General features: G+C 72.1%; 16 protein-coding genes. 13 read left to right on the top strand and 3 right to left on the bottom strand.

The window, feature by feature from the left end; translation table 11 throughout:
* Positions 1–47: 47 nt before the first annotated feature.
* Positions 48–2,024 carry a sialidase family protein gene (locus NE236_RS35975; protein WP_252846718.1) on the bottom strand — a complete coding sequence of 659 codons (1,977 nt, stop codon included), beginning with the start codon at positions 2,022–2,024 and terminating at the stop codon, positions 48–50.
* A 148-nt stretch (positions 2,025–2,172) separates the two neighbouring features.
* Here NE236_RS35975 and NE236_RS35980 point away from each other — a divergent pair, with 148 nt between their 5' ends.
* Positions 2,173–3,378 carry a sialidase family protein gene (locus NE236_RS35980; RefSeq protein WP_252846719.1) on the top strand — a complete coding sequence of 402 codons (1,206 nt, stop codon included), beginning with the start codon at positions 2,173–2,175 and terminating at the stop codon, positions 3,376–3,378.
* 69 nt (positions 3,379–3,447) lie between these two features.
* Here NE236_RS35980 and NE236_RS35985 read toward each other — a convergent pair whose 3' ends face one another.
* Entirely contained in the window at positions 3,448–4,248 is an 801-nt protein-coding gene (locus NE236_RS35985) for a FadR/GntR family transcriptional regulator (RefSeq protein WP_252846720.1), read from the bottom strand.
* Between the two features lie 106 nt (positions 4,249–4,354).
* Between NE236_RS35985 and NE236_RS35990 the strand changes: the two genes are divergently transcribed.
* The 9 genes from NE236_RS35990 (at position 4,355) to NE236_RS36035 (ending at position 15,493) form a co-directional block, all read left to right on the top strand.
* Positions 4,355–5,968 (top strand): ABC transporter substrate-binding protein, encoded by a 1,614-nt coding sequence (locus tag NE236_RS35990; RefSeq protein WP_252846721.1) that lies wholly within the window; start codon positions 4,355–4,357, stop codon positions 5,966–5,968.
* A gap of 89 nt (positions 5,969–6,057) precedes the next feature.
* Positions 6,058–7,017, top strand: coding sequence for an ABC transporter permease (locus NE236_RS35995; protein WP_252846722.1), 960 nt, complete (start codon positions 6,058–6,060; stop codon positions 7,015–7,017).
* Entirely contained in the window at positions 7,017–9,047 is a 2,031-nt protein-coding gene (locus NE236_RS36000; RefSeq protein ID WP_252846723.1) for a dipeptide/oligopeptide/nickel ABC transporter permease/ATP-binding protein, read from the top strand. The genes NE236_RS35995 and NE236_RS36000 overlap by 1 nt, the downstream gene beginning before the upstream one ends.
* Complete coding sequence (locus tag NE236_RS36005; protein ID WP_252846724.1) at positions 9,044–10,063, top strand: oligopeptide/dipeptide ABC transporter ATP-binding protein; 1,020 nt, start codon at positions 9,044–9,046, stop codon at positions 10,061–10,063. Before NE236_RS36000 ends, NE236_RS36005 begins: the two co-directional genes overlap by 4 nt.
* A 71-nt stretch (positions 10,064–10,134) precedes the next feature.
* Positions 10,135–11,064, top strand: a complete 930-nt coding sequence (locus NE236_RS36010; RefSeq protein ID WP_252846725.1) for a dihydrodipicolinate synthase family protein — start codon at positions 10,135–10,137, stop codon at positions 11,062–11,064.
* Between the two features lie 124 nt (positions 11,065–11,188).
* Positions 11,189–11,950 (top strand): alpha/beta fold hydrolase, encoded by a 762-nt coding sequence (locus NE236_RS36015; protein ID WP_252846726.1) that lies wholly within the window; start codon positions 11,189–11,191, stop codon positions 11,948–11,950.
* A 22-nt stretch (positions 11,951–11,972) separates the two neighbouring features.
* On the top strand, positions 11,973–13,265 hold the full coding sequence (locus tag NE236_RS36020) for a cytochrome P450 (protein WP_252846727.1): 1,293 nt from the start codon (positions 11,973–11,975) through the stop codon (positions 13,263–13,265).
* The gene (locus NE236_RS36025) at positions 13,262–14,146 is read left to right on the top strand and encodes an IclR family transcriptional regulator (protein WP_252846728.1); all 885 of its coding nucleotides are present in this window, start codon (positions 13,262–13,264) and stop codon (positions 14,144–14,146) included. Before NE236_RS36020 ends, NE236_RS36025 begins: the two co-directional genes overlap by 4 nt.
* Positions 14,147–15,199: 1,053 nt before the next feature.
* The gene (locus NE236_RS36035; RefSeq protein WP_252846828.1) at positions 15,200–15,493 is read left to right on the top strand and encodes a hypothetical protein; all 294 of its coding nucleotides are present in this window, start codon (positions 15,200–15,202) and stop codon (positions 15,491–15,493) included.
* Positions 15,494–15,598: 105 nt separating this feature from the next.
* Here the strand turns inward: NE236_RS36035 and NE236_RS36040 are convergent, their stop codons facing one another.
* Positions 15,599–16,417, bottom strand: a complete 819-nt coding sequence (locus NE236_RS36040; protein ID WP_252846729.1) for a hypothetical protein — start codon at positions 16,415–16,417, stop codon at positions 15,599–15,601.
* 194 nt (positions 16,418–16,611) lie between these two features.
* Between NE236_RS36040 and NE236_RS36045 the strand changes: the two genes are divergently transcribed.
* Genes NE236_RS36045 through NE236_RS36055 form a run of 3 tightly spaced genes read left to right on the top strand, consistent with a single transcriptional unit; the run spans position 16,612 to position 19,538 of the window.
* On the top strand, positions 16,612–17,844 hold the full coding sequence (locus tag NE236_RS36045; protein WP_252846730.1) for a cytochrome P450: 1,233 nt from the start codon (positions 16,612–16,614) through the stop codon (positions 17,842–17,844).
* 51 nt (positions 17,845–17,895) lie between these two features.
* Entirely contained in the window at positions 17,896–18,600 is a 705-nt protein-coding gene (locus NE236_RS36050; RefSeq protein WP_252846731.1) for a class II aldolase/adducin family protein, read from the top strand.
* On the top strand, positions 18,597–19,538 hold the full coding sequence (locus NE236_RS36055; RefSeq protein ID WP_252846732.1) for a carbohydrate kinase family protein: 942 nt from the start codon (positions 18,597–18,599) through the stop codon (positions 19,536–19,538). Before NE236_RS36050 ends, NE236_RS36055 begins: the two co-directional genes overlap by 4 nt.
* Positions 19,539–19,650: the final 112 nt, after the last annotated feature.

Genomic DNA, 19,650 nt, shown 5'->3' on the forward strand with positions numbered 1-19,650 from the left:
GGAGGTCGGTCGGGGGCCGTTGGTCGGAGGAACGCCGCGTCAGAGGGTCAGGAGACCGTCTCGAACGGCAGCCACAACGCGAGCCGACCGCCGATCCGCTGATCGGAGGTCGCGAGCGTCTGGATCTCCGCAGGAGACAGGGCCCGCTTGTACACGCGCAGGTCGTCGAGCGTGCCGTGGAACCGGTTGGCGCCGTCCAGGCGCTCTCCGACATGGATGCCGTCCACCCCGAACTCCTTGCCCTCGGTGACCGAGCCGGGCGGCACCGCGGCGGAGGCGACCTGCGTCCCGTCGATCCACAGCGAGAACCGCCCGTCGGCGCGCTGCAGCGCCACGTGGTGCCATCGGTCGTCGTTGTAGGCGCTCGCCGACTGGACGGAGATGTTGAACCGATCGACCGCGATCATCGCCAGGATCCGGTGGGATGCCGGCTCGGCCCGCAGCCACAGTTGCGGCGTCGTCCCGCTGCCCCACCGGTACGCCCACAGCAGCGCGTGTGCCCCGGCGGTGTCGGAATAGCGGAACGACGTCGTCATCGTGAAGTCGCCGCCGCCGACGTCGATCGCCCTGCTGTACGGCACCTCGACGCGGTCGTCCACCCCGTCCAGGGCCAGCCCCTGGCCGAACCGTCCGGTCGTGCTCTGGGCATCGCCCCGCACGTATGCGTCATTGTGGTGAGGCGACGCGTCGGGCGTCTTCGGCCCCGGCGCGGGCGGCCCGGGTATGCCCGGCGGCGTGCCGTTGGGCGTGGCGAGGTACGCCTCGTTGAAGCGCGCCCAGCGGATCGTCTCGTACGGCGTCGCGGTTCCCGCCTCGTAGTACAGGCCGATCTCGTCGTTGCCCAGCTTCACCATGTCGGAGTACGCCGAGGGCCCCCACCAGAAGACCTTGCCCCGCTGCCACGGCTGCCAGGTGCGGGCCTCGTCGAAGGACGAGAACACCGCCATCGCCTCGCGGGCCACGGGGTGCGCCGGCGAGGACAGCAGGATGCGGTTCGTGCGGTCGCCCTGGTCGCGGGCGTGCAGGCGCAGCGTCGAGGCCTGCACGTCCGGCAGCGCGAGGTTCTTCACCGTACGGAACGGCCGCTCGAAGGTCTCACCACCGTCCTTGCTGATGGCGTACGCCCGGTGGCCGGGGTCGGTGCCCCGCTCGCGGGCCAGTGCGTAGATCCGCCCGTCGGTGAGCTCGACGACGGTCACCTCCTGGGCGATGATCGAGCCGTCGTCGAAGGCGCTCGTCGCCCCGATGTGCCAGGTCACGCCGCTGTCGTCGCTGTAGAGCAGGTGCGTGCCGTAGACGTGGGGGCCCGTCCCGCCGTCGTAGATCTCGTAGCTGGCGCCGAGGACGAGCCGGCCGGCGTGCCGCCCCCGGGTCAGCTGGATGCCGTGCATCGGCCCGGTCGCGTACCAGAAGTTCCACTCGGGGCGCTTGCCCTCGGTCATCTCCCGTGGTGCCGTCCAGGTCGCGCCGTCGTCATCACTCGACTGCACGTACGGGTCGCGGTCGCAGCCGTTCGGGCAGGGCGCCGGTCCGTTGTGCGTGCTGACCAGGACGATCCGGCCGGTGCGCCGGTCGACGATGGGCACCGGGTTGCCGTGCGTCGAGCCGTTGCCCTCCGAGACGACCTGCAACGGTCCCCAGGTGCGCCCGCCGTCGGCCGAACGCCGCAGCACAAGGTCGATGTCCTCGTCGTCGCCGCAGTCCTTGACGCGTCCCTCGGCGAAGGCCAGCACCATGCCGTCGGCCGCGCGGACGACCGCGGGGATCCGGAAACAGGCGTACCCGAACTGCTTCTGCTGGAAGAGGACCTGCTCGTCGACGAAAGGCGCCGCCGAGGTCGGCTTGGCGGAGGGGGGCGGTGCGGTCACGCCGCCGGTCCGTGCGGAGACGGGCGTCGTCGCGCCGGCGGTATGTGCCGCGGCCAGGGCGGCGGGTGATCCCAGGAGGAGCCCGGCCGCGATCAGGGCGACGCGTCGCCACGCGGCCGGTCGGCGACTGGGCGGTTTCTCAGAGGCGTACCTCATGGCGTGCCTTTCCATGAGAGAGACGGAGGCGGCGGACATCCTATGTCCTACGTTCTATCTCCACCAGACCTGCTATTGACTGGGTCGGAGCACACCGTTAGCGTCCCCCGGTCATAGGACATCCCATGTCCACGAAGGGACTGAGCCAATGCCGGCAGCCGATCGCGGCCCGCTCCGCGCCGCGTGCGTCACCACCGTCCTCCTCGCCGGGCTCGCCGCCGGGATCACCCCGTCCGGGGCTGCCACCGGGTGCGAGACGTCCGTGCCGTACAAGGCGGGCACCGAGGGCTACAGCGCGTTCCGGATCCCCGCGGTCGTCAGGACCAGGTCGGGCGATCTGCTGGCCTTCGCCGAGGGCCGGTTCTCCGGGCTCGGGGACGCCGGGAACATCGACACCGTCGTCAAGCGGTCCGCCGACGGCGGGTGCACGTGGGGGCCGCTCCGGGTGGTCCAGGACAGCGGCCCGAACACCTCCGGAAATCCCGCCCCCGTCGTGACGGCACGCGGTCGCGTCGTGCTGCTGACCACGTACAACGCCGGGACCTCCACCGAGACGGCGATCCTGCGCGGACAGGTGACGCCCGAGCAGAGCCGCCGCGTCTTCGTGCAGTACAGCGACGACGAGGGGACCACCTGGTCCGCGCCGCGCGAGATCACCGCCGCCGCCAAGCTCGCCGGCTGGCGCTGGTACGCCACCGGCCCCGGCCACGCCATCCGGCTGACGCGCGGCCGGCACGCCGGGCGGTTGTTCGTCCCGGCGAACCACTCGATCGCCCCGCCGGCCGGTTCGACGGACCTCGGCTCGGAGGCGAAGTACTACGGCGGGCACTCCCTCTACAGCGACGACGACGGCCGGACCTGGCACATCGGCTACGTCGACGACGATCCGGACGGGTACGTGAACGTCAACGAGTCGACGGCCGCGCAGCTGCCCGACGGCCGCGTCTACGTCAACACCCGCGACCAGAACGGCACCAGCCCCGCCACCCGCGCGGACGCCTACAGCCGGGACGGCGGCCGTACCCTCACGCGGCCGTTCCGCCCGCAGGACACCCTGACCGGCCCGGTCGTCGAGGGCGACGTCCTGCAGCCGCGCGGCCGCAGGGCGCCGCTGCTCTACTCCGGTCCGGCGAGTCCCACCAGCCGCGCCATCATGACCCTGCGCGTCAGCCGGGACGGCGGCGTGACCTGGCGGCCGGCGCTGACCCTCTCGACGCTGCCCGCCGGCTACTCCGACCTCGTCCAGGTCGACTCCGGGACCGTCGGCGTGCTGTACGAGACCGGGAACGCCGGACCGTACGAGACGATCACCTTCCGCCGCGTGTCACTGCGCGGCTTGGGGGCCGTTTCGTAAGCGCCGCGAAGCCGGACGGCGGGCCCCCGAACAGCCGCACGGCGGGCTTGTGAGACAGCCCCCTGGTCCTCAGTCCTGATCCAGCCGGGCGAGCCGCGCGCGCACGCCGGCGAAGTGCGCGCGCATCGCCGCCTCGACGGCGGCGCGGTCGCCCGCGATGACCGCCGTGTAGATGTCGCGGTGGGTGCGGGCGACGTCGGCCGGCGTCTCGTCCGGCGTGCCCAGGTCGTCGCGGAGCTGGTGGTAGACCTCCCAGAACGCGCCGAGGAGCTGCCCGACGAGCGGGTTGCCGAGGGGCTGGTAGAGCAGGTCGTGGAAGAGCCGGTCGGTCTCGGACGAGACCGCCCCGACCAGCGCCTCGGCCTCCATGCGCTCGATGACCTCCCGGACCGGGGCCAGGACGGCGGACAGGTCGGTCCCGCCGCTCTCGTCGATCAGCCGCTGCGCCAGGCCGTTCTCCAGGACCTCGCGGATCTCGATGAGGTTCCCCAGGTGGTTCCGCTCGTCCCGCGGTCCGATGCGGGTGTGGAAGGCGAGCTCGTCGACGAGGCCGCCCAGCGACAGCCGTCCCACGAACATGCCGAAGCCGTGGCGGATGTCGACGATGCCGACGGCCTGCAGCGCCTTGAGCGCCTCTCTCACCGAGTTGCGGCTGATGCCCAGCTCCTCGATCAGCTCCGACTCGGTCGGCAACGGGTCTCCCGGCGCGAGACCGCGCCCGACGATGATGTCCTTGACCGCCTCCTGCACCTCGAGCGCTCGCGGCGGCCGGCCGCCGCGCGGGGCGGGGATGCGCCGTGCGGGCACGCCGGGGCGCCGGGCGGGCGGGCCTTCGGCGGCCTGCGGATCATCGTGAAACATGGCGGACATCTCCTGGTCATTCGGGCTTGACCGGGCGCGGCCTTCACCCTAGCCTCCACCCTACTGGACATGGGATGTAGGACGTCCAATCTGCTACCCACGACGAGGAGGCACCGTGGCCTCGGTTTCCCGGCCATTCAGCCGCCGTGACTTTCTGCGCTACAGCGGGACGGTGAGCGCCGCGGCGGCCATCTCCGCCGCCATCTCCGCCTGCAGCGGGCCGGCGTCGACGAGCTCGACGGGGTCGGGCGCGTCCAAGGATCTGGTCACCGCCGTCATCGGCTACGGCAACGACCAGACCTGGGACCCGACGATGACGGCGTCGGCGTTCGCGATGGCCGGCATCCAGCACGTCTACGAGGGTCTGGTCGACACCGACCCCATCACCCGCGCGCCCTACCCCGCGCTCGCCACGGCCCTGCCCGCCGACACCTCCGCGACCACGTGGAAGTTCACGCTGCGCCAGGGGGCCAAGTGGCACGACGGGCAGCCGGTCACCGTCGACGACGTGCTGTTCACCTTCGACCGCATCCTCGATCCGAAGACCAAGGTGCTCACCTACAACTTCTTCGCCACCTGGCTGAAGGAGGTGCGCAAGGTCGACGACACCAGCGTCGAACTGGTCTTCAAGTTCCCCTTCCCCGACGCGCTCCCCCGGCTCACGATCGCGAAGATCATGCCCAAGCACGTCTTCGGGCAGCCCGGTGGCTGGGACGCGGCCAAAAACGGCAAGGCCGTCGGCTCGGGCCCGTACAAGATGACGGCGCACAACCCGAAGTCGAACACGATGTTCGAGGCGTTCGCGGACTACAACGGCACGCGCAGGGCCGCGATCAAGAAGATGAACTGGCTGTCGATCGTGGACGCCGCCGCCCGCGTCGCCAAGATCTCCGGTGGCTCCGCCGAGGCGCAGATCGCCGACAACGTGCCGTACGCCAACATCGACCAGCTGCGCAAGGGCGGGCTGACCGTCGAGGGCGGCAAGGGCATGAACCACATGTTCCTGATGTTCAACACCGCGCAGAAGCCGTTCGACGACGTGCGGGTCCGGCAGGCGCTGTTCTACGCGATCGACACCCAGAAGATGATCGAGGTCGCGCTCAAGGGCCACGGCACCCCGACCAGCAGCTTCCTCAACGAGCAGAACCCCTCGTACGCCCGCGCCAAGACCGTCTACTCCTACGACCCGGAGAAGGCGAAGTCGCTGCTCGCGGCGGCCGGCGTCAAGAACCTCACGATCAACCTGATGGCGGTCAACGTCAGCTGGATCGCCGACTGCCTGCCGACGATCGCCAACTCCTGGAACGCCATCGGCGTCAAGACGACGCTCGCGCCGCAGGACACCAGCGCGCTGTTCACCAAGATGGACCAGTCGCAGGACTACCAGGTGGTCGCGGCGGCCTCGAACCCCAACCAGTTCGGCCTCGACGCCGACCTCATCCTCCGCTACAACTACACGCCCGGCGGCAGCTGGATGAAGTACACCAAGTGGGACGGCAGCGCGGACGCGAAGGCGCTGTTCGCGAAGATGGACAAGGCCACCGAGGAGCCGGACCAGCAGAAGAAGCTGGCTCTCGTGCACGAGTACATCGACCTCATCGCCGAACAGGCCGTGCTCTACCCGGTCGTGCACACCGAGCTGATGACCGCCTGGAACGCCAAGAAGCTCACCGGCGTGCGGCCGCAGGCCTACCCCGGCATCAATCTCCTGCAGGTCAAGCGCGTCTGACCCGCGGGCGCGGGGGGGGGGGGGGCGCCCCCCCCCCCCCCCCCCCCGCCGCTCCGCCCCTCGACCCGACTCTTTCCAGGAGGCACCCGGTGGCAGTGATCGCCAGAATGCTGGTGCGCCGCGTCCTCATCCTGATCCCGCTGTTGCTGGGCGTCGTCCTGTTCGTCTTCCTCATCATGCGGTTCTCCGACAACAAGCCGGAGTACGCCTACTTCGAGGGATCGAACCCGACGGCTGAGCAGGTCCACCAGTTCAAGGTGGACAACGGCCTGCTGGACCCGCTGCCCGTACGGTACGTGCGGTTCGTCGGCGACCTGGTCCGGGGCGACATGGGCACGAGCGTGCTGACCAAGGCACCCGTGCGCGACTCGGTGGCGACGGCGCTGCCGCTGACGGTGCAGCTCACGGTGCTCGGCATACTGATCGCCGTCGTGCTGTCCCTGATCTTCGGGATCACCGGGGCGATCTTCCGGGACCGATGGCCCGACCAGCTCATCCGGCTCGTGTCGCTGATCGGCGTCGCGGCCCCGGCGTTCTGGATCGCGCTGCTGATGATCCAGTGGCTGGCCGTGAACCGCGGCTGGTTCCCGACCAGCGGCTACGTCAATCCGGCCGACTCGTTCACCGGCTGGCTGCGGTCGATGACGCTGCCCGCGCTGTCCCTGTCGCTACCGCAGGCCGCCTACCTCACCCGGATCATCCGCACGTCGATGGTCGAGGAGCTCGACAAGGACTACGTGCGGACCGCCATCGGCAGCGGCCTGCCGCCGATCGTCGTCGTGGGCCGCAACGTGCTGCGCAACGCGCTGGTCAACCCGCTCACCGTGCTGGGCCTGCGGGTCGGCTACCTGCTCGGCGGCGCGGTGGTCATCGAGACGATCTACTCGCTGCCCGGCATGGGCCAGCTCATGATCACCGCGGTGCGCAACGGCGACCCGGCCGTGGTCCAGGGCGTGGTCCTCACGATCGCGACCGGTTTCGTGGTGGTGAACCTCGTGGTCGACGTCCTCTACCTCCTCGTCAACCCCCGACTCAGGAGCGCCGCCTGATGCGCAACGGCCTGGCGAAACGACTGTCCCAGGGAGGCATCGGCTTCCGGCGGCTGGGCGTGACCTCGTGGATCGCCCTCGGCGTGGTCGTGGTGATCGCCCTCGCCGCCGTCTTCGCGCCGGTGCTCGCCCCCCACTCCCCGTACGCCCAGCAGGCGGTGGGCGGCGGCCCGAGCGGGTCGAACTGGATGGGCCTGGACAGCGCCAACCGCGACATCTTCTCCCGCCTCCTGTACGGCGCGCGCTGGTCCCTGGTCATCGGCCTGGGCGCCACGGCGATCGCGCTGGTCACCGGCGCGCTGCTCGGGTCCGTCGCCGCGACGTCGCACCGGGCGATCGACGAGACGATCATGCGCACCCTCGACGTGATCATGGCGTTCCCGGGCATGGCGCTCGCCGCCGTGCTGGTGGCGGTGTTCGGCGGCAGCATCCCCGTGCTCGTGCTGGCGCTGGCGTTCCTCTACACGCCGCCCGTCGCCCGGGTCGTCCGCGGGAACGTCCTGGCGCAGTACGGCGAGGACTACGTCGCGGCCGAGCGCGTCATCGGGGCGCGCACCCCGCACATCCTGCTCCGGCACGTGGCGATCAACTGCGCCGCGCCGATCCTGGTGTTCTGCACCGTGATGATCGCCGACGTCATCGTCTTCGAGGCGTCGCTGTCGTTCATCGGCGCGGGCGTACGGCCGCCGGACCCGTCCTGGGGCAGCGTCATCGCCGACGGCAAGAACATGGTGCTGCTGGGCGGCTGGTGGGCCACCGTCTTCCCCGGCCTGGTGATCCTCGGCACGGTGCTCGCGCTGAACGTCCTCGCCGAGGGCGTCTCCGACGCGTGGGCGACGCCGACCGCGCGTGTTCGCCACCCCCATGGCTTCGCCCCACCGCCCCCGGGCCGCGAGGCGGCCGGGAAGAAGGGCGACGTCGACGCGCTCGAGCACGCCGTGCCCGGCTCCGGTGAGGTCACCCCGCTGCCCGGCCTCGCCGAGGCCGCGGCGCGCCTGGCCGAGCGCGCCCGGCCGCTGCCGGAGGGCGAGCCGGTGCTCCAGGTGGAGAACCTCGCCATCGGCTTCGACGACCAGCACGGCGGCGTGGACATCGTCGACGGGATCTCCTTCGACGTACGGCCCGGTGAGGTGCTCGGCCTCGTCGGCGAGTCCGGCTGCGGCAAGTCGCTGACCGCGCTGACCATCATGGGCCTGCAGCCGCGCGGCGCGCGGGTGCGCGGACAGGTCCGCTTCGACCACAAGGACCTGCCGGCCCTCGGCCGGTCGGCCCGGCGACGGCTGCTCGGCCACGACATGGCCATGATCTACCAGGACGCGCTGTCGTCGCTGAACCCGGCGATGACCATCAAGGCGCAGCTCAAGCAGGTCGTACGCCGCGGCGGCCGGCGCAGCCCGGCCGAGCTGCTGGAGCTGGTTGGCCTCGACCCCGCGCGGACCCTGCGGTCGTACCCGCACGAGCTGTCCGGCGGGCAGCGGCAGCGGGTGCTCATCGCGATGGCCCTGTCCCGCGACCCGAAACTGATCATCGCGGACGAGCCGACGACGGCGCTGGACGTCACCGTGCAGGCCCAGGTCATCCAGCTGCTGCTGCGGCTGCGCGAGGAACTCGGCTTCGCCCTCATCCTCGTGTCGCACGACCTCGCGCTGGTCGCCGACGTCACCGACCGCGTCGTGGTCATGTACGGCGGCCAGATCGTCGAGACCGGCGTGACGTCCGCGCTGGTCGGCGCGCCCGCCCACCACTACGCCCGCGGGCTGCTGGGCTCGGTGCTGTCGCTGGAGTCCGGGGCGGAACGCCTCACCCAGATCCGCGGTGTGGTGCCCTCCCCCGCCGACTTCCCGAGCGGCTGCCGGTTCGCCGACCGGTGCCCCATGGCGACGGAGGTCTGCCGGACGGAGACCCCCCGTCTCGAAGGCCAGGGACGCCGCCACTCGGCGGCCTGCCACCACCCGGCGATCGACCTCGCCGGCTCCATGTCCGCCGCCGGCACGGGCGCCACGCCGGCCGGCCCCGAGGAGGCACGTTGACCGCCGATGACACCCTGGCCGAGCTCTCCGACGTCCATGTGGTACACCGGGCCCGCTCCGGCGGCCTGTTCGCCCGCGACCGCGTCCACGCGCTCACCGGCGCGGACCTGACCGTCGCCCCCGGTGAGACGGTGGGCATCGTGGGCGAGTCGGGCTGCGGCAAGTCCACCCTCGCCAAGGTCCTCGTCGGGCTGCAACGGCCGACCTCCGGCACGGTGTCCTTCGGCGGCCGGGACGTCTGGTCGATGTCGGCCTCCGAGCGCCGCACGACGATCGGGTCGACGACCGGCATGGTCTTCCAGGACCCGTCGACCGCGCTGAACCGCCGGCTGTCCGTGCGGCAGATCCTGCGCGACCCGCTCGACGTGCACAGCGCCGGCACCGCCCGCGAGCGCGACGACCGGGTCCGCGAGCTACTCGACCTCGTCGGCCTGCCGCGCAGCGTGTCCGACCTGCTGCCCGGCCAGATCTCCGGCGGGCAGCGGCAGCGGGTCGCGATCGCCCGCGCCCTGGCGCTACGGCCGAGGCTGCTGATCGCCGACGAGCCGACCAGCGCGCTGGACGTCTCGGTGCGGGCGCAGATCCTCAACCTGCTGCTCGACCTGAAGCAGCGGTTCGACCTGGCCATGGTCTTCGTCTCGCACGACATCCAGACCGTACGCCGGATGAGCGACCGGGTCGTGACGATGTACCTCGGCCGGATCGTCGAGCAGACCCCGGCCGAGGCCGTCCCCGCCCGCGCCCGCCACCCGTACACCCGCGCGCTGTTCTCCGCGACGCCCGGCCTGCTCTCGCCGATCGACCCGATCCCCCTCATCGGGCCGGTGCCGTCGGCGACCCGGCCGCCGAGCGGCTGCCCGTTCCGTACGCGCTGCTGGCGGGCGGACGACGTGTGCGCCGCGGAGATGCCGGCCGTGGAGGGCGACGGCGGGGAGCACCTGTTCCGCTGCCACCACCCGGTTCCGGCCGGAGCGACCGACCGCGAACTGATCGGCCAGGCCGGGGAGCGTGACTGATGCCTCATCCGGTCTTAGGCCACTCCGGCCTGTCTCACCCACGCACTGATTCGATAACTGAAGGGAAATCGATGGCCACCGCCACCGCGCTGTCCGGCGTCATCCCCCCGGTGTGCACCCCGCTGACCCCCGACTACGAGGTCGACACCGCCTCGTTGACGCGGTTGGTGGATCACCTGCTGGACGGCGGGGTCGACGGCCTGTTCGTCCTGGGATCGTCGTCGGAGGTGGCGTTCCTGCCCGACGGGCACCGCAAGGTCGTGCTGGACACCGTGCTGGGGCACGTCGGCGGGCAGGTCCCCGTGCTGGCCGGTGCCATCGACATGACCACGCCGCGGGTGCTCGACCACGTCCGCGTCGCGGTCGAGGCGGGCGCCGCGGGCATCGTCGCCACCGCCCCCTTCTACACCCGCACCCATCCGGCCGAGATCGCGGTGCACTTCCGTACGATCGCCGACCGGGCGGGCGTCCCCCTTTACGCCTACGACCTGCCGGTGGCGGTGCACAGCAAGCTCGGGGCCGGCCTGGTGCTGGAGCTGGCCGCGGAGGGCGTGCTCGCCGGGCTCAAGGACTCCAGCGGCGACGACGCCGGGCTGCGCGAGGTCGTCCTCGGCCGCCGCGACCGGGCCCTGTCGTCGTTCTCGGTCCTGACCGGGTCGGAGCTGACCGTCGACTCGGCGCTCGCGATGGGCGCGGACGGCGTCGTCCCCGGACTGGGCAACGTCGACCCGCACGGCTACGTACGGCTGTTCCGCGCGGCGTCGGCGGGCGACTGGGCGGCCGCCCGCGCCGAGCAGGAGCGGCTGTTCCGGCTGTTCGGCCTGGTGAACGCGGGCGGACCGCACATGGGCCGCGGGTCCTCGGCACTGGGCGCGTTCAAGGCCGCGCTGCACCTTCGGCGCGTCATCGACCATCCGACCACCGCGCTCCCCCAGATCCCGCTGGACGCCGACGAGATCGCCGTGGTCGGCAAGTACCTCGCGGAGGCCGCGCTCGTGTAGCCGGGCCGGACGTGTGTCGGCGTTGACAGGGACGCGGGGCACGCCGGATGCTCACCTCACATACGCCCGTTTTTTGATCATCGCGCCCACTATTCGGGCATCGAGGAGTCGGGGGTCCAAAATCGTGTCCGTCGCCCTGCCCCATGACCTGTGCGGCTCGGGGCCGCACCGCGTGATCGCCCTGCACGGCTGGTTCGGTGACCGGGACGCCTTCCGGAAGATCCGGCCGTATCTGGACGGAGAGGCGTTCACGTACGCGTTCCCGGACTACCGGGGGTACGGCGCGGCGCGCGACCTCACCGGCGAGTACACCCTGAAGGAGATCGCCGGGGACGTGATCGCGCTGGCGGACCGGCTCGGCTGGGAGGAGTTCTCCCTGGTCGGGCACTCGATGGGCGGGACGGTGATCCAACGGGTGATGCTGGACGCTCCGGGCCGGGTCCGCAGGCTCGTCGGCGTCTCCCCCGTCCCGGCGTCCGGCGTGCCGTTCGACGAGCAGGGCTGGGCGCTGTTCTCCGGCGCCGCCGACGACCCGGGAAAGCGGCGGGCGATCCTCGACTTCACGACGGGCTCCCGCCTCCCGGCCTCCTGGCTGGAGGAGATGGTGGCGTACTCGCTGCGGAACTCCACGGTCCCGGCGTTCCGCGCCTATCTCGACGCCTGGGTCCGTACCGACTTCCACGAGGAGGTCGCCGGCGACCCCACGCCCGTCCTCGTCATCGCCGGCGAGCACGATCCCGCGCTGTCCGCGGAGGTCATGCGGAACACCTGGCTGCGGTGGTATCCGAACGCCGAGCTGACCGTCTTCCACGACGCCGGTCACTACGCCATGGACGAGACACCGCTCGCGCTCGTCTCCGCGATCGAGCGTTTCCTGGCCGCCTGACGAGCCGATGGGGGACACTCCGTTGACGTCCGAAGATCGAGGTGCCGGCGCCGCGGGCGTCGACGTGTTCGACCCGAACCTCTACGCGCGGGGCGTTCCGCACGACGCGTACCGCCGGTTGCGCGACGAGGACCCGGTGCACTGGCAGGAGGAGTACGAGGTCGGCGGCTGGCCGGCCGGGCCGGGATTCTGGGCCGTCACCCGCCACGCCGACGTCGTCCGGGTGCTGCGCGGTCCCGACGAGTACAGCTCCTGGATCGGGGCGACGCAGATCCGCGACCCGGACCCCGCCGACCTGCCGTTCATCCGGCGGATGATGCTGAACCTCGACCCGCCGGAGCACGGCCGGCTGCGGCGGATCGCCGCGAAGGTGTTCACGCCCCGCCGCGTCGAGCGGTTCGCGGCCGACGTCGAGCGGCACGCCCGCCTGCTCGTCGACGGCATCGCCGAACGCGGCGAGTGCGACCTGCCGGCCGACGTCACCGACGAGTACCCGATCCAGAACCTCGCGGACCTGCTCGGCATCCCGGAACAGGACCGCGGCCGGATCCTGGGATGGACGAACCGGGTCATCGGCTACCAGGATCCCGACCACGGCGGCGACGTCCCTCGCGGCCCGGACGGCGCGCCGGTCAACCCCCGGTCCCCGGCGATGCTCGCCGACATGTTCGAGTACGCCCACACGCTCGCCGCCGCCAGACGCCGGGACCCGGCGGACGACCTGATGACCGCGCTGGCGACGGCCGAGGTGGACGGCCGGCGTCTCACCGATCCCGAACTGTCGATGTTCTTCTTCCTCCTGGTGATCGCCGGCAACGACACCGTGCGCTCCGGCCTGCCGGGCGGGGTGATGGCGCTCCTGGACCACCCGGACCAGCACCGGCGGCTGCTCGACCATCCCGAGCTGCTCGACTCCGCGATCGACGAGATGCTGCGCTGGCATCCGCCCGTGCTCAGCTTCCGGCGCACCGCCGCACGGGACACCGTGCTCGCGGGACGGCCGATCGCCACCGGCGACAAGGTCGTGGTCTTCCACGCCTCCGCCAACCGCGACGAGCGCAGGTTCCCCGACCCGGAGCGGTTCGACATCGCGCGGCGGCCGAACGACCACGTGGCCTTCGGCGACGGGCCGCACGTGTGCCTCGGCGCGCACTTCGCCCGTCTGCAACTACGGATCTTCTACCGCGAGTTCCTCTGGCGGCTGCCGGACCTGGAGCCCGCCGGCCCGCCCGCCCGGCTGGTGTCCAACTTCATCGCCGGGATCAAGCACCTGCCCGTCCGCTACACGCCCGTCCCCCGGAGCGACGTCCGATGACCGACCGACACCATCGCCCGGCCCCGTTCGGCCACCCACGCGCCGGCTCTCACCGCGGGTCCCCCGCCACGGGATCGCCCACCGCCGGGCCGCCCGCCACGGGATCTCCTGCCACAGGGTCACCGGCCACAGGGTCGCCCGCCTCCCAGGCCACCGGATCGCCCGCCACCGGGTCGCCCGCCTCCTCGGCCACCGGGTCTCCGGGCGGCGGATCCCCCGCCACCGGGTCGAAGACCATCGACACCGGCCTGCGGCTCCTGGAGATCCTCCGGGAGCACCCCGACGGGCTGACGATCAGCGAACTCGCGCGCACCGCCGACGTGCACCGCAACGCCGTGTCCCGGCATCTGACCGCGCTGCGCAATCATCGCCTCGTCGCCCGGAACGGCACGCGTTTCACGCTCGGGCTCGGCATCCTCGAACTCGGCGCCGCCGTGCGGCACCGGCTCCGCTCCGCGGCCGACGGCGCGCTCCAGGTGCTCGCCGACGACTGCCGCGCGACGGCGTTCATCAGCGTGCTCGACACCGATGAGGAGGTCGTCGCGCTCGCCGTGGCCGAGCCGCGAGGTTCGCACATCCATGTGGCGTACCGTCCGGGCAACCGGCACGCCGTCGACCGCGGCGCGCCCGGGATCGCCATCCTCTCCGGCCGCCCGCCCCGGCCCGACGAGCCGCCGCCGGTGCGCGACGCCCGGCGGGCCGGCTACTCGGTGACCTCCGGCGAGCTACAGCCCGGCGCCTGGGGCCTCGCGGTGCCGATCGTCCCGAAGGGGCGGCCCGCCGACGCGAGCGTGGGCGTGGTCACGATCGGCGCGCAGGAGGAGTCCGACGTCGCCCCGCGCGTCCTCGCCGCGGCCACCGAGATCGTGCGCCTCCTCTGACCGTCCCGCCGATTCGTTGACTTTGGGACTATCGCCCTTCCGAGCCGCCGAGAAACGGCGACAACCCCAAAGTCAACGAACGGCCGACGCCGACGAGCGACTTCCCGCACAGTCAGCGGACGACCCCGCCCGCAGCCGTCGGAAGCCGGGCCAGCGGACCGGCGGACCGTGGACGGCGGACCGCGGTCGGCGGTCGGCGGTCGGCGGTCGGCGTGAGCCGGGCCGACAGACGATGAGAGCTGCGCCAGCAGACGGAGGGCGTGAGCTAGGCCGACGCACGGCGGTCGGCGTGAGCTGTGCCGACGCACGACGGTCGGCGTGAGCTAGGCCGACGCACGACGGTCGGCGTGAGCTAGGCCGACGCACGGCGGTCGGCGTGAGCTAGGCCGACGCACGGCGGTCGGCGTGAGCTGTGCCGACGCACGGCAGAAACTGAGCCGGAGCACGACGGACGGTGGAAGCCGGAACGGTGCGTAGAAGGAGTCCCGGCATCGCCCCGCGTGTCCGCCGCGGCGACCGAGACCGCGCGCCTGCTCTGATCCTCGCCCCCGAGCCGTTGACTTTGGGACCATCGCCCTTCCGAGCCACCGGGAAACGGCGATACTCCCAAGGTCAACGAACGGCCGGGGTCCGCCCGGCGGACGGCACGGCGGGGGGCTGCCGTTATCGTGCGGCTCATGCGCTTTGGCATGCTCGGCCCGCTGGCCCTCTGGACCGACGACGACCGGTCCGTGCCGGTTCCCGGGGTGAAGGTGCGGGCGCTGCCGGCCGATCTGCTCGTGCACGCGGGGCGCCCGGTCCCCGCCGACCGGCTGATCGACGACCTGTGGGGCGACCGGCTGCCCGGCAATCCCGCCGGGCCGCTGTCGGCCAAGGCGTCCCAGCTGCGGCGCGTTCTGGAGGACGCCGAGCCCGGGGCGCGCGCCCTCGTGGTGTCGCGCCCGCTGCACCTGCCGCTCCTGCAGATGGGCCTCGGCTACGTGGCCGAGCACCCGCGGCGACGCAGCCACGGCCCTGGCCGTCCATCGGGACGCCCTCGCCGCCGCGCTGCGGATGGACGCCCCCCGCGACACGGCGGGCGCCCTGGAAGGCGTCGCCGGCGCGCTCAGCCTCGCCGGCCACCATGCCCGGGCCGCCCGCCTCCTGGGAACGGCGGCCGCGTTGCGCCGGTCCTCCGGTCTGGCCGCCGGCCCCGCCGAGCGCGAGGACGTGGACCGCGCCACGGCGAGGATCCGCGCCGCGCTGCGAGAGACGGAGTTCACCGCCGCGTACGACGAGGGCGGTTCCGCGGCCCCGGCCGACTGCCTGGAGGCGGTGCGCCGGCTCACCGGAACCGTACGGACGTGAGCATGGCCGTCGCCAGGTCGTACGGGCGTCCACACGGTCGTCGTCGCGCCGTACGGACGTGAGCGCGGTCGTCGTCGCGCCGTACGGACGTGAGCGCGGTCATCGTCACGCCGTACGGGCGCCCACCGCACGGCCGGTGTGGCCGAGCATCGCCAGCGCGCGTGCCGTCTCGGTGGCGGTGAAGGGCAGGCCCGGCCGGTGCAGCCGGACCCGGCCGCCGGTCGGAGAGGTCAGGGACAGCGTCTCCCGGCCGTCTGGGTCGCCGGCGTCCGGTATGAGGCGTGCCTCCAGCAGCGCCGCCAGGGCGACGGGCAGCCGGTCCGGATCCTCACCGGCCCAGGATGCCAGCAGCAGGGCGCGGGTGACCGGGTCGACCAGTTCGCGCATGGTGGCGGGGCAGGCCCGCACCGCCCGGCCGCCCGCCGCGGTGAGCGCGCCGACGAGTGTCTCGGCGGTGACGGGCTCCGGCAGCTGGACGTGGAGTTCGTCGATGGTGCCGTCGGTGTCGGGCTGGGTGCTCAGCGACATGATGTTGCCACCGATCGCGGCGGTGGCCGCGGCCAGTGCCGCCAGTTGCCCCGGCGTCTCCCGCACCCGGGCCCGTACCCGCCAGAGCCGCGCCGGCGGCAGACCGGTCTCCGGCGCGGGGGCGGTCCGCGCGGACGAGGCGTGCCGGTGGTGATCGTGCCGGTGCGTCAGCCAGATGTGCGCCGACACGATCACGCACAGGACGCCACCGAGCGCGACCAGCATCAGCGCGCCGGACTCGTGATGGCCCAGCGCCGTGGAGAACAGGTGGGCGACACCCGCCGCCACGAACAGTGCCGCGAACTCGACGGCCTCGCGCCGCCATGTCCGCCTGCCGTGACCGTGAGGAGCGCCGGCGCGGTCGATCGAGCGGCCGTTCCTGATCTTCAGTTCCATGGCGACCACTCTGCGCAGCTCTCGTTGCGAGGCGTGATCGCCGATGTGACGTCGCGGTAACCGGTACCGCCCTTGTGTATACAACCGGGAAAACAGTCCGAAGCGGCGTTTACCGGGCCGATGACAGAAAGGGCGACGCTGTCTTACCGTGGGCGTCAGTGGATCTCTGATCGTCGATGCGGGGAGCGGTGGCCATGGCGTACGGTGCGGATCTCGCGCGACTGGAATTCTGGGCGCGGCCCCCGGCCGAACGCGAGCGGGTGTTCGCGGCGCTGCGGGCCACCGGGCGGCCCGTGTTCGTCGGCTACTCCCCCGACGCGAGGCAGCCGGTGAACGGGTTCTTCGCCCTGACCCGTCACGAGCAGATCCTGGAGGTCAGCCGCAACCCGGAGGTGTTCAGCTCCGAGCCGACCGCGACGAGCCTGGACGATCCGCCGCCCGCCCTGAGCGACTTCGTCGGCTCCATGATCAGCCTGGACGACCCGCGGCACGCCCGGCTGCGCCGGATCGTCTCGCGTGCCTTCACGCCTCGGATGATCAAGAAGTTCGAGGACGACGTCGCGCGGCTCGCGGCCGAGATCGTCGACCGCCTCGTCGAGCGCGGCCCCTGCGACTTCGTCACCGAGGTGGCGATGCCGCTGCCGCTCACGATCATCTGCGCGATGATGGGGATCCCGGAGTCGGCGTACGACGACGTGATCGACGCGACCAGCCTCATCCTCGCGACGGGCGATCCCGACTACGCGGGGCCCGACGGGCGGGACCGGGTCTCGCTGCTCACGGAGAAGTTCTCCTTCCTGCACGCGCTGATGGGCGAACTCGCCCGCGAACGCCGGGCGCACCCGTCGGACGACCTGGTCACCGCCCTGGTGAGCGCCGAGGTCGATGGGGAGTCGCTGACCGAACGCGAACTGGGCAAGTTCTTCGGACTCCTCGTCGTCGCCGGCAACGAGACCACCCGCACCGCGCTGTCCCACGCCCTCGCGCTGTTCACCGACCACCCCGACCAGCGGGCGCTGCTCCTCGACGACCTGGATGCCCGGCTGCCGGGGGCGGTCGAGGAGGTCGTACGGTACGCCACGCCGGTGACCTGGATGCGCCGCACGGTCACCCGCGACGTGGAGCTGCTCGGCCACACCTACCGCGCCGGGGACCGCGTCGTCCTCTACTACAACTCGGCCAACCGCGACGAGGCCGTCTTCGACCGCCCGGACGTCTTCGACATCACCCGGACGCCCAACCCTCATGTCGGATTCGGCGGGCCGGGCCCCCATTTCTGCCTCGGCGCGCACCTGGCCCGTCGCGAGATCACGGTGCTGCTGCGGGAGCTGTTCACCCGGCTGCCCGCCATCCACGCCACGGCCCCGCCCGTACGGCAGCGGTCGAGCTTCGTGAACGGGATCAATCAGCTGCCCTGCGCGTTCTGACCTCCGCCCGGCCCCGGCCGTCACCGCGAAAGCCGAACGTGACTTTGGTTCATGTTCACCGTAATCTTCGATCTTGTGGCGGGTGCGGACCAGGTCCTGGAACAACAGCGACGCTCGGTGGCCGCGGCATGCCGCCGTCTCGCCGGCGAAGGACTGCTCATCGGCACGGCGGGCAACGTGAGCGCGCGTTCGGGTGATCACATCGCCGTCTCCGCGACCGGCGTCACGCTCGGGCACGCCACACCGGAGCAGGTGACCGTGGTGGATCCGGGCGGCGGCGTCGTCGCCGGCGATCTGGAGCCGACCTCCGAACTCGCGCTCCACCTGGGCATCTACGCGCGGTACGGCGCGGGTGCGGTGGTGCACACGCACTCGCCGCAGGCCACCGCGCTGTCCCTGGTCCTGGACGAGCTTCCCTGCGTGCACTATCAGCAGCTTCAGATCGGCGGATCGGTGCGGGTGGCGCCGTTCGCCGTCTTCGGCACGCCGGAACTGGCGGAGCTGGTGCTGACGGCGCTGGAGGGCAGGTCGGCGGCTCTCATGGCCAACCACGGTGCGATCGCGCACGGCCCGACGCTGGACAAGGCGGTGGAGAACGCGCTCCTGCTGGAGTGGGCGTGCGGCGTCTACCTGCGCGCCGCCACGGTCGGCACGCCCCGGGCACTGAGTGCCGACCAGCAGGCCGCCGTCATCACGGGGGCGCTGCGCCGGGGCTACGGCGAGACTCGACGGATCGACAAGGAGAACGCCCGATGACGCAGACGGTCATCACCCTCGGTGCGCACGTGTTCGACGTGCAGGTCCGCCCGGTCGAGGCGATACCGGAAGGGCAGGGCGCGGCACTCGTCGACCAGATCCGCTTCAGCCCGGCGGGAACGGCCGCGGGAACCGCGGTCACCCTGGCCAAGCTCGGTGCGGTGGTCCGCACCGCCGGGGCGGTCGGCGCCGACCCGATCGGCGACCTGATGCTGGCCATGCTCGCCGAGCACGGAATCGACGTCTCGCTGGTCGTACGCCGCGACACCGTGCAGACCTCGGCGTCGGTGCTGCCGATCCGCCCGGACGGCAGCAGGCCCGCCTTCCACGTCCTGGGCGCGAACCTCACGTACGGGAGCGACGACGCCCCGTACGCCGACATCGCCGACGCCACCCACCTCCACCTGGGCGCGCCCGAGCTCATGGGCGGCGAGAACGCGGCGAAGATCCTCGCCGCCGCGCGGTCGGCGGGCGTGGTCACCTCCGCCGACCTGCTGGCCCCCGGCGATCCCGGGTTCCTCGACGCGATCGCACTCGCGCTTCCGGGCCTGGACCACCTGCTGCCCAATGACGAACAGGTCCTCGGCCTCACCGGTGCCGCCACGCTCGAGGACGGCGTTCGCGCGCTGCTGGATCGGGGCGTCGGTTGCGTCGCGGTCACCCGGGGAGCACGCGGCGCTCTGGTGATGACCGCCGGCGAGACCTTCGAAGTGCCGGCGTTCGCCGTCGAGGTCGTCGACACCACCGGCTGCGGCGACGCGTTCTCCGCCGGCTTCCTCCGCGGCATCGGCCTCGGCCGTCCTCTTCGGGAGGCCGCCGTGCTCGGCTGCGCGGCTGCGGCGCTGGTGGCCCAAGGTCTCGGCAGCGACCACGGGGAGTTCGACCTCGCCGCGGCCGACGCGTTCGCCGCACACGCCCACCCCCTGGACGTGCGTTGACACGCGCCGCGTCGATGCCGGGCCGACCGCGCGCCTTCTGACGTCCGATCCGCAAGCTGCCGTTCCACGGCGATGGTTTCTCACATTCCGAACGATGGAGAGCCGGTCCGCC

Origin of the sequence: Actinoallomurus purpureus, assembly GCF_024055795.1 — a bacterium.
Lineage (GTDB): Bacteria > Actinomycetota > Actinomycetes > Streptosporangiales > Streptosporangiaceae > Actinoallomurus > Actinoallomurus purpureus.

Coding starts and splice junctions, on each gene's coding strand:
- NE236_RS35975 (WP_252846718.1), bottom strand. CDS start 2,024: ATGAGGTACGCCTCTGAGAAACCGCCCAGTCGCCGACCGGCCGCGTGG.
- NE236_RS35980 (WP_252846719.1), top strand. CDS start 2,173: ATGCCGGCAGCCGATCGCGGCCCGCTCCGCGCCGCGTGCGTCACCACC.
- NE236_RS35985 (WP_252846720.1), bottom strand. CDS start 4,248: ATGTCCGCCATGTTTCACGATGATCCGCAGGCCGCCGAAGGCCCGCCC.
- NE236_RS36000 (WP_252846723.1), top strand. CDS start 7,017: ATGCGCAACGGCCTGGCGAAACGACTGTCCCAGGGAGGCATCGGCTTC.
- NE236_RS36010 (WP_252846725.1), top strand. CDS start 10,135: ATGGCCACCGCCACCGCGCTGTCCGGCGTCATCCCCCCGGTGTGCACC.
- NE236_RS36025 (WP_252846728.1), top strand. CDS start 13,262: ATGACCGACCGACACCATCGCCCGGCCCCGTTCGGCCACCCACGCGCC.
- NE236_RS36035 (WP_252846828.1), top strand. CDS start 15,200: ATGGACGCCCCCCGCGACACGGCGGGCGCCCTGGAAGGCGTCGCCGGC.
- NE236_RS36040 (WP_252846729.1), bottom strand. CDS start 16,417: ATGGAACTGAAGATCAGGAACGGCCGCTCGATCGACCGCGCCGGCGCT.
- NE236_RS36045 (WP_252846730.1), top strand. CDS start 16,612: ATGGCGTACGGTGCGGATCTCGCGCGACTGGAATTCTGGGCGCGGCCC.
- NE236_RS36050 (WP_252846731.1), top strand. CDS start 17,896: ATGTTCACCGTAATCTTCGATCTTGTGGCGGGTGCGGACCAGGTCCTG.
- NE236_RS36055 (WP_252846732.1), top strand. CDS start 18,597: ATGACGCAGACGGTCATCACCCTCGGTGCGCACGTGTTCGACGTGCAG.